The sequence below is a fragment of the Halobacillus sp. BBL2006 genome, assembly GCF_000786645.1.
GTDB lineage: Bacteria > Bacillota > Bacilli > Bacillales > Halobacillaceae > Halobacillus.
Genome location: NZ_JRNX01000327.1, coordinates 1 through 4,731, shown reverse-complemented (window position 1 = coordinate 4,731; position 4,731 = coordinate 1). Strand labels below are relative to the sequence as shown.

7 protein-coding genes are annotated in these 4,731 nt (G+C 42.1%); 6 read left to right on the top strand and 1 reads right to left on the bottom strand.

Going from position 1 to position 4,731, the window contains the following annotated elements:
- The 4 genes from LD39_RS10435 to LD39_RS10420 all read left to right on the top strand — a co-directional run.
- The coding region (locus LD39_RS10435; RefSeq protein WP_035546004.1) for an amidohydrolase at positions 1 to 751 on the top strand (751 nt) is incomplete at its 5' end.
- Between the two features lie 83 nt (positions 752 to 834).
- The gene (locus tag LD39_RS10430) at positions 835 to 1,383 is read left to right on the top strand and encodes a histidine phosphatase family protein (RefSeq protein WP_035546003.1); all 549 of its coding nucleotides are present in this window, start codon (positions 835 to 837) and stop codon (positions 1,381 to 1,383) included.
- 152 nt (positions 1,384 to 1,535) lie between these two features.
- Complete coding sequence (locus LD39_RS10425) at positions 1,536 to 1,775, top strand: 4Fe-4S dicluster domain-containing protein (RefSeq protein ID WP_035546002.1); 240 nt, start codon at positions 1,536 to 1,538, stop codon at positions 1,773 to 1,775.
- Positions 1,776 to 1,911: 136 nt separating this feature from the next.
- Positions 1,912 to 2,652, top strand: coding sequence for an SDR family oxidoreductase (locus LD39_RS10420; RefSeq protein ID WP_035546000.1), 741 nt, complete (start codon positions 1,912 to 1,914; stop codon positions 2,650 to 2,652).
- A gap of 51 nt (positions 2,653 to 2,703) precedes the next feature.
- Here the strand turns inward: LD39_RS10420 and LD39_RS10415 are convergent, their stop codons facing one another.
- Positions 2,704 to 2,979, bottom strand: coding sequence for an acylphosphatase (locus LD39_RS10415; RefSeq protein ID WP_035545998.1), 276 nt, complete (start codon positions 2,977 to 2,979; stop codon positions 2,704 to 2,706).
- A 77-nt stretch (positions 2,980 to 3,056) separates the two neighbouring features.
- Between LD39_RS10415 and LD39_RS10410 the strand changes: the two genes are divergently transcribed.
- Positions 3,057 to 4,019 carry a P1 family peptidase gene (locus LD39_RS10410; protein WP_035545993.1) on the top strand — a complete coding sequence of 321 codons (963 nt, stop codon included), beginning with the start codon at positions 3,057 to 3,059 and terminating at the stop codon, positions 4,017 to 4,019.
- Between the two features lie 14 nt (positions 4,020 to 4,033).
- Positions 4,034 to 4,731: gamma-glutamylcyclotransferase (locus tag LD39_RS10405; RefSeq protein ID WP_052158812.1), on the top strand; the 698-nt coding region annotated here is incomplete at its 3' end.

Genomic DNA, 4,731 nt, shown 5'->3' with positions numbered 1-4,731 from the left:
TGTAAAGATATTCTTAGATGGAACTCAGCGGCTTTACACAGCTGCGATGAGGAACCCTTACCCAGTCGCACCTTCTACGGAGGGGACGCTGATCTACTCTCAAGAACAATTGAATGAGATGGTACGCGTGGCATCAGAAAATGGCATGCAGGTCGCCATGCATGCCATCGGAGATAAAGCGATTGAACAAGCGATTACAGCCTTGGAACAAGATGAAGCGAATACAAAAGTGTTAAGACACAGGATCATTCATGCGCAAACCCTGGGACCTGATTTGATTGAAAGGCTGCGTCAGTTGAAGCCTTATATTGAAACCCAGCCTTCTTTTTTACTAAGCGAGTGGGATAAAAAAGAAAAGTGGACACCTAAAGAGCTTGTCCCTTATTGTGATGCTTTCAACAGCCTGCTCAAGGAACAGGTTCCCCTAACACTCAGCTCGGACCTGCCTATTGGAGCATTGAATCCATTCGTCAGCATTTATACGGCTGTCACTCGGATGGATTTGGAAGGTAATCCTGAGGGAGGATGGATGCCCCAGGAGAAAATTTCTTTAGGAGAAGCCTACCAAGGATTTACCAAATCGCCGGCAGAATTGGAATATAAAGAAGAAGAAAAGGGAAGAATAGAAGCTGGTTATCAAGCTGATTTCGTACTGCTTGATCAGAACCCCTTAGAAGTCGCTGCTGAAGAAATCCATCAAATTCAAGTTCTGGAAACATGGCATAGAGGGAAACAAGTGTATAAAAAGTGACAAAATTCCCTTGCTTTCCTTGTCAACATTCGTTCCATCAGCGATAATAGGGATAAGGTGAAGGAAAGGGAGGAAGGTTGTGTATGGACAAACTACTATTAGTGCGTCACAGTGAAACGGAGGGACAGCATGAAGACTCCCCGTTAACTAAGCTAGGTGTACGTCAAGCTCAAGCTTTGGCTTCATTTCTGGAACGTTCCGGCCATGGGGTCGATCGCATTATATCCAGTCCTTTTTTAAGGGCGATTGAAACGATCAAACCCTTTGCAATGAATAAAGGACTGTCCATAGATACGGATGAGCGTTTAGAAGAGCGCATCTTAAGTCATGAACCTCTCGATGATTGGGAAGAAGTCCTTCACGACACATTTCAGGATCCAAGCCTGAAGCTAAATGGAGGAGAGTCTTCTGATGAAGCGAAGGAACGAGTCCTCTCATTGATAAATGAGCTTGAAGGTGAAGATTGTGGAAACGTTCTTCTCGTGACTCACGGCAATCTCTTAGCTCTATTGCTTCAGAAATACAATCGTGAAATCGGCTTTTATGATTGGAAAAGGTTGACGAGGCCTGATGTATTTCTTGTACAGAAGCAGGGCGGAGAATATACAGTAGAGCGAATTTGGGATGAATGATGTTATCTTTTATAAAAGGATATGTCGAATTTTAATGAAGAATTGCGATTTTTATGTATAATCGTTATCATAGAAGTTGTGTTTATTTGAACCTGCCTTGGTGTATATAGGGTTATAAGCATACTTAAATCAACTAGAAGGAGGAGATATCGATGGCATTTGTAATTACATCCCCTTGTAAGGATGAAAAAGCGGGTGAATGTGTAGATGTGTGCCCCGTGGATTGTATAGAAGAAGGCAAAGATATGTTCTACATTGATCCTGCGATATGTATCGATTGCGGCGCATGTGAAGCAGTGTGCCCAGTTGAAGCTATTTATATAGAGGATGAAGTACCGGAAGAAGAAAATAAATACATCGAAATGAACCGTAAGTTTTTCGAAGAACAATAACAAACATAATGAAACCGTCTCTTTTTAAGGGGCGGTTTTTTCTTGTTATTATCTGCTGCAGCATACTCTTGTGCATACTCCGCTGTGCAAAAGGGTACATACTTATGTGAAGTTGCTATCAAAGGAGGAATATAAAATGACAAAATTGAGAAATCAATCTGCAATAATAACTGGGGCAAGCAGCGGAATTGGGAGAGCGATTGCTCATCACTTGGCTGATGAAGGAGCCAATGTCGTGCTAGCTGCCCGTCGATCTGAGAAATTAAATCAACTTTCGGATGAAATTACTGGAAAATATGATGTAAACGTTAAAGTTGTAGAAACAGACGTGACAAAAAAAGAAGACGTCGAACGGTTAGTCAATGAGACAAAGAACGAGTTCGGCACAGTAGATATTTTTGTTAATAATGCTGGTGTCATGCTTCTTTCATTCTTAAAAAATGATCATGTCGACGAGTGGGAGCAGATGGTCGATGTGAACATAAAAGGTGTATTGTTTGGTATCCATGCATCACTGCCGAGCATGATTGAGCAAGGTTCGGGTCACATCATTAACGTCTCTTCTGTTGCAGGACATGAAGTTTTCCCATCAAGTACTGTATATAGTGCTACAAAATACGCAGTAAGGGCCTTATCTATGGGAATGGAAAAAGAATTGTCACGTTCAGGAGTTCGTGTAACAAATGTTTCTCCAGGTGCCGTTGATACCGAACTGACAGATCATATTACAGATGGGGATGTTATCGAGATGTTTAAGGACAGAAGCATGGACCCATTGGAAGCGGATGACATTGCGAGGGCTGTCGCCTACGCTGTCACCCAGCCTGATTACGTCAATGTCAATGAGGTAATCGTAAGACCAATGCACAAGAAATGAAGCTTTGAACAAAGGGAATAAAATAACCGCAGGTCATACCTGCGGTTACATTTACTCTTTCACTTTAAATGTTTCATAACCCTTTTCAGAATCAAAGTCTTCGATATCGATGGCTTCTACCTTCGCAAAGGGAGTGGGACCATCGTTCAATTGATCAACGAATTGTTTCAGGTTTGAGGAATCACCTTCCGCTTCAATTTCGACGCTTCCATCGTTTTTGTTTTTCACCCATCCATTGAGGTCCAGCTGCTCAGCGATTTGTTTTGTTGTTGCACGAAATCCTACACCCTGGACATGCCCATGGACAATGATATGACTTCTAACCATTGAAACACCTCCTACATACGTATATAGACAGGTTACCCTCCTGTGGTTTGATTAAAAACATGAAAGGGAGTTTAGCGATGAAGATTATACCTGTGACCGAAATTGAAGGTTTCCGAATCGGCCAATCAACAAATAGTAAAGCAGGCACTGGATGTACAGTCATCTTATGTGAAAATGGCGCCGTAACTGGAGTTGATGTACGAGGTGGATCACCTGGAACGAGAGAGACAGACCTTTTAAAGTCTGAGAATCTAGTCAACCAAATTCATGGGTGCTTTTTGTCTGGTGGTAGTGCATTTGGACTGGATGTCGGGGCAGGAATCATGAACTTCTTAGAAGAACGCGAGATAGGGTTTGATGTTTCTGTAGCTAAAGTTCCCATTGTACCTGGAGCCATCCTTTTTGATTTGATGGTAGGTGAATCTAAAGCCAGACCGGATGGTAAGATGGGGTATGAGGCCTGTGTAGATGCTTATCGAAAACATTTATTTCAAGATGGGAATTATGGTGCAGGGACGGGGGCGTCAATTGGAAAAGCGTTAGGACCAGCGCACGCCATGAAAGGCGGCATTGGTAGTTTCGCCGTTCAAATTGGTTCACTAAAAGTAGGGGCAATTATAGCAGTGAATAGTTTTGGAGATGTGATCGATCCGACTACCGGCCAGGTGATTGCAGGCATTCAGGAGGATAAGAAACTATTGAGCACGGAAGAAGTGCTTATCAATCAAATTCATGATTCCCAAACAAATCGTTTTAGCGGCAATACAACTATTGGAACGATATTGACTAATGCCTCATTGGATAAATCAACAGCGAATAAGCTTGCCTCGATTTCCCAAGATGGTTTAGCAAGAACCATCCGCCCCTCACATACATTTGTAGATGGAGATACATTGTTCACCATGACTACGAATGAAGTAGAAGTCGATCTGAACGGTTTAGGGCTTATTAGTGCATATGTAGTAGAAAAAGCTGTTATAAGAGCTGTAAAAGCAGCGGAGGCTGCTTTTGGACTCATTTCAGCTAATGATATTCATTAAAGGAAGGTATGATTATGAAAGTATTTGTTTATGGTTCGCTATGTAAAAATCTCGAGAATCACCATTATTTAAAAAATTCCAAGCTGATATCAGAACAGGCATGGGTTTACGGGGAGCTCTTTTCAGATTCTTCCTATTATCCTGTTCTTATTAAAAATACCTACTCTAAAACTTTTGGTGAGCTCTATGAAGTTGATGAAGCTACATTAGAAAAGCTGGACCGATTGGAAGGGTTTAGCGAACATGATCCCAATTCGTTATTCCTTAGGGAGAAGACTACAGTCTTTTCCCTTAATCAAACCACAGAAGCTTACACCTACTTTTACCCCCACAAACCAGCAGGCGCGCCTGTCCCGCACGGGAATTGGAAAGTTGCCCGGATGATCAAAAAGGATAAGCTGCACTACTTTGCATTTGGATCGTGTATGGACAACGAGCGTTTTCGAACAGGAAAGGTTGATCATCTGTTTCAAAATGTACTCGGGTGCGGAACTCTATCTGGATATGATTTAACGTTCTCCCACCATACTCCTGATGGAGGCAGAGCGGACATTGTTGAAGATGAATTAGGAAAACGGAAAGTAGAAGGGCTCGTATATGAGGTTTCACAAGAAGCTCTTAAATATTTGTATCAACGAGAAGGTGTTTATAGAGAAGGATACAGACCTGTGGTTGTCGACGTTCAGTTAAAAGACCAACCATTGATTTCCGC